This is a genomic window from Candidatus Edwardsbacteria bacterium, from assembly GCA_018821925.1.
Lineage (GTDB): Bacteria > Edwardsbacteria > AC1 > AC1 > EtOH8 > UBA2226.
Genome location: JAHJLF010000032.1, coordinates 1 through 4699, shown reverse-complemented (window position 1 = coordinate 4699; position 4699 = coordinate 1). Strand labels below are relative to the sequence as shown.

Sequence of the window (4699 nt, the reverse complement as noted above, 5' to 3'; positions counted from 1 at the left end):
TTTTTCATCAGTCAGCCTCCTGGGTTTTGATTAATACTTCGCGGGCCTTGCTTCCATCGAAGGGGCCCACCACGCCGGCGGCCTCCAATTGATCTATCAACCTGGCCGCCCGGGAATAGCCCACCTTAAGCCGGCGCTGAAGCAACGATACCGAACCCTGCTGGTGCCTGACCACCAGGGCCTTGGCCTCCTCGAAAAGTTCGTCCTGTCCATCCTCCCCGCCGGCTCCCTCCGGTGGCAGGGCCACCTCCATGCTGTATTCTGCGTTGTTGTTCTCGGCCTGGCTCTCCGGAGCCGACTGGTCCTGCCCCTCGTTATTGACTCCGTACCACTCTTTGATGAAACTGACCACCTTTTCGGTCTCGGCTGTGGAAATGAACGGACCGTGCAGCCTCTGCGGTTCGGCCTTGCCCGGCGGCATATACAGCATATCGCCCCGCCCCAGCAGGGTCTCGGCCCCGTTGGCATCCAGCACGGTGCGGGAATCAGTCTTGGAGGCCACCTGAAAGGCGATCCGGGCCGGGAAGTTGGCCTTGATGACCCCGGTGATGACGTCCACCGACGGGCGCTGGGTGGCCAGGATCAGGTGGATGCCAACCGCCCGCGACATCTGGGCCAGCTTGGCTATGCGGCTCTCTATCTCCGAGGCTTCGCGGGAAAGCATCAGATCGGCCAGCTCATCTATCACTATAATTAAGTACGACATCTTTTTGTCGGACTTGCGGTTATAGTCGCTGATATTCCGGCATCCCTCCTTGGCCAGCACCCGGTAACGGGCATCCATCTCGCTTACCGCCAGGCGGAACACCTGCACCACCTCCTGAGAGTCGGTCACCACCCCCTCGATGGTCCGGGATATCGGCTTGTCTCCGGTATTCTCCACCTTGTACTGGAATTGCAGATGCGGTATCCCGCGGTAGATGGACAGCTCGATCCGCTTGGGATCGATCATGATGAAATGCAGGTCCTCCGGGGTGCACAGATAAAGCAGGCTGGTGATGATGGTGTTCAGGCAGACGCTCTTCCCCGACCCGGTGGAGCCGGTGATCAGTATGTGCGGCATCTCCGACAGGTCGGTCGAAAAGGACTCGCCGGTGATGGTCTTGCCCAGGGCCATGGTCAGCGGGCCATCCTGGGTCTTGAAATTGCCGGACAACAAGAGATCCTTCAGCATCACTATCTTGCGGTGCGTATTGGGGATCTCGATGCCCACCACACCCTTGCCGGGGATGGGGGCCAAAATGCGAATGCGGTGGGCCTGCATGGCCAATGCCAGGTCGTCGGACAGGTTGGATATCTGGTTGACCTTGACCCCGGGGGCCGGCTTGAACTCGTAGCGGGTAACCACCGGGCCGGTATAGCGGTCGGTGATCTCGCCCTCGATGCCGAATTCTTTGAGCTTCTCCAGCAGGATCTCGGTCTTGTCCTCCTCCTCGATCTCGGCCCTGTCCCGGTCGTCCTCCAGCAACGCCAACAGGCGGCTCTGGTAATCTTTGCCCAGCTTGGTAAGCCGGAGTTTGGGCTCGGCCTTGAACTTGGATTGTTCCTTGGAGTGGGCCTGCTTTATCGTCTTGGCCGGCTCTTCATCCTCTGTTTCCGAATCATCCGGCTCCTCCACCTTTGGCGCCGGCTTCTTTTTAAAGGTTAATCCCTTGGGGGCATCCTTGGCCTTTTTAAGCCCGTCCTTGACCGGCTTGACCGCGATGTTGAGCCAGTGCTGAAAATTGACCTCGGTCCCCACCAGCAACAGGATCAAAAAAAGACCGGAGATTATCAGCCAGCAGCCCACCGGGCCGAAGATATTGCGGGCCAGATCTGATAAAAAAGTGCCAAACAAACCGCCGCCGGCCAAGGAGCCGGTATAGTACGGAACCTGCAACAGGCCCAAAGTGGCCAGGCACAGCAGGGTGAAAATCAGCAACAGCAGGCTGTTGATCATGGAGCGTCCCAGGACCTTATGCCTCAGCCAGATCCAGCCCCAGATCAGCAACAGCACCGTCAGCATGAAGCCGGCATAGCCCAGCAGATGCACTACGCCGTAGGACAGCATATCGCCCAGCGGCCCGCCCCAGTTGGCCCTGGCCCATTCCTGTTGCCATTGGTGGCTGTCGCTTCCGGAAAAAGAAACCAGGCCCACCAGCAGGAACAGGCCCAGGATCATCACCGACAGCCCGAATATCTCCCGGCTACGGCTTATTTTAGCCTCTTTTTTTGTCTTGCTATCCGCTTTCATCAAGTGCTTTGCGCTATGATTTCATTATCCGGCCGTCCTTGAAGACCGGTACGGTTTTGGATATATCCAGCTGGGAGGCATATTTCAGATCCTCCAGGTAGCCCAAGGAGACCAGATACTCGCCGTGCTGGCTCTGCTTGAAGGCCTTCAGCAGGGATTTCCCCTCCTTTTTATAAAGGGAGATGGCCATCCTGGCGCCATCGGTAAGGGTGGCCTCCGGATTGCCTTCCCAGACCAGCCCGGCCAGCAGTCCGGCGCAGAGCATATCCTCCAGAGAGAATCGCCCCAGCTTGCCGGAGCAGATCAGCAGAATGTCGCCGCCGCCGGAGATCAGAAATCCGGCCACCGCCCCGGCGTTCAAAAACCCGGCAATGGAAAGCGCCGCCGCCGGCTTGGCCCGGGAGATGACCGTGGTACCGTTGGTGGTGGACATCAGCAGGGTCTTATTTTTGACCACCGGCTCGGTGAACTCCAGCGGGGAGTTTCCCAGGTCGAAGCCGTTGATCTTGTTGCCCTCGCGCTCCCCGCACAGGATCACGTTCTCCCGGCCCAGGGTCTCGGCCAGGCGGGTGGCCTCCTCCACGCTGGGACAGGGAATGATGTCGCGGCACCCGGCATCCAGGGCGGCCACCATGGTGGTGGTGGCCCGGAGCACATCTATCACCGTGGCCGAGCGGCCCGACAGGTTGATATCGTTCAGCTCGGAGGGGGTTAAAATTACGTCTATCTGCACTGCTTTTTATTTCTTGGTGGTTGAAGGATCGAAAGTATCCCAGCCCCGGGAATCGGTGGACTCGATGCCCCTTAAGCGGAGCTTGAATTCGTCGGGATTGGTGACGCTCTGGATGGCGGTTTCATAGGTGATCAGGCCGTCCCGGTAATGCTTCATGATCGACTGGTCGAATGACTGCATGCCGTACTGGGAGCTGCCCTCCTGGATCAGCTGGGGAATATCCAGGGTCTTTACCGGGTCCAGCAGGTAATCCCTGATGGTCTGGTTGTTGATCATCACCTCCACCGCCGGGATCCGCCCCTTGCCGTCGGCCCGGGGCAGCAGCCGAAGCGAGATGACCCCCACCAGGGTGGCCGATAACAACACCCTGATATGTTCGTGCTGGTGCGGCGGGAAGAAGGAGATGATGCGGTTGATGGTCTCCGGAGCGTTCAGAGTGTGCAGGGTGCTGAACACCATGTGCCCGGTGTCGGCCGCCTGCAACGCGGTGGACAGGGTGGTCTTGTCCCGGATCTCCCCTATCAGGATCACATCCGGGTCCTGCCGCAGCACGTGCTTTAAAGCGGCAGCGAATGTCTTGGTGTCGGTGCCTATCTCCCGCTGGCTGATCAGGGATTTCTTGTCGCGGAAGATGAATTCGATGGGATCCTCCACCGTGATGATATTTCGGTTCTCGGTCTCGTTGATGAACTCCAACATCGAGGCCAGGGTGGTGGACTTGCCCGATCCGGTGGTGCCAGTCACCAGCAGCAGCCCCCGGTTGCTGAGGGCCAGCTCCTTGGTTATCGGCGGCAGCATCAGCTCGTCCACCTTCTTGATATTGAAGGGAATGGCCCTCATGGCCAGGGCCACCGAGCCCCGCTGCATGTAAACGTTAACCCGGAAACGGCCCAGCCCGGCCACCCCCATGGAGAAGTCCAGCTCCTTCTCATCGGCGAACGTCTGCTGCTGGTCCTTGGGCATCAGCTGCAGGGCCACCTGGCGCAGTTCCTCCGGCGACAGCGGAGGCTCCTCCAGCTGGCGCAGAAAACCGTCGACCCTCAGCACCGGAGGCAGCCCGGCCTTTAGATGGAGATCCGAGGCGTTCTCCTTGACCATCCGTTCCAGGGTTCTTTTAAGATCCATCTTCTATCACACTCTTTCCAAATATTTTCCGGTACGGGTGTCTATTTTAAGCACGTTTCCCTCGTTGATGAATAGCGGGACCTGTGCCACCAGCCCCGACTCCAGAGTGGCCGGCTTGGTCACCGACGAGGCGGTATCGCCCTTGAAACCGGGATCGGTCTGCACCACCTTCAATTCCACCGACATGGGCACTTCAACCCCGATAACATCCTCCTTGTTCATCAGCACCTGGACCTCCATGTTCTCCTTGAAGTAAAGCTTGATGTCATGGACCATCTCCTCGGGCAGTTCCATCTGCTCGTAGGACTGGGTGTCCATCAAGTTATAGGTAGAGCCGTCGTTGTAAAGATACTGCATCTTGCGGCGTTCCAGCCTGACCTCGGTTATCGATTCCCCGGAGCGGTAGGTACGGTCGATCACCGCGCCGGTCCTGACGTTCTTCAACTTGGTCCGGACAAAAGCCCCGCCCTTTCCGGGCTTGACGTGCTGGAACTCCACCAGGTAGAACAATACCCCGTCTATATTCAGCGCCATGCCGGTCCTGAAATCTGCGGTGGATGCCAAAACTTACCTCCTTAACAGCTGGGTTATATTATTTGACGATGTAA

The 4699-nt window shown here is 58.6% G+C and carries 4 protein-coding genes; all 4 read right to left on the bottom strand.

Annotated features, from left to right (window positions below; all coding sequences use genetic code 11):
• Window positions 1-7: 7 nt before the first annotated feature.
• Genes KJ869_03145 through efp form a run of 4 tightly spaced genes read right to left on the bottom strand, consistent with a single transcriptional unit; the run spans window position 8 to window position 4655 of the window.
• Window positions 8-2233, bottom strand: coding sequence for a DNA translocase FtsK (locus KJ869_03145; GenBank protein ID MBU1576187.1), 2226 nt, complete (start codon window positions 2231-2233; stop codon window positions 8-10).
• Window positions 2234-2246: 13 nt separating this feature from the next.
• Window positions 2247-2966, bottom strand: a complete 720-nt coding sequence (locus KJ869_03140; protein MBU1576186.1) for a 2-phosphosulfolactate phosphatase — start codon at window positions 2964-2966, stop codon at window positions 2247-2249.
• Window positions 2967-2972: 6 nt separating this feature from the next.
• The gene (locus KJ869_03135; GenBank protein ID MBU1576185.1) at window positions 2973-4091 is read right to left on the bottom strand and encodes a type IV pilus twitching motility protein PilT; all 1119 of its coding nucleotides are present in this window, start codon (window positions 4089-4091) and stop codon (window positions 2973-2975) included.
• Between the two features lie 6 nt (window positions 4092-4097).
• The gene (gene efp, locus KJ869_03130; protein ID MBU1576184.1) at window positions 4098-4655 is read right to left on the bottom strand and encodes an elongation factor P; all 558 of its coding nucleotides are present in this window, start codon (window positions 4653-4655) and stop codon (window positions 4098-4100) included.
• Between the last annotated feature and the right edge of the window lie 44 nt (window positions 4656-4699).

Excerpts from the sequence above, each read along its gene's own strand:
- KJ869_03135 (MBU1576185.1), bottom strand. The coding sequence starts at position 4,091 with ATGGATCTTAAAAGAACCCTGGAACGGATGGTCAAGGAGAACGCCTCG.
- KJ869_03145 (MBU1576187.1), bottom strand. The coding sequence starts at position 2,233 with ATGAAAGCGGATAGCAAGACAAAAAAAGAGGCTAAAATAAGCCGTAGC.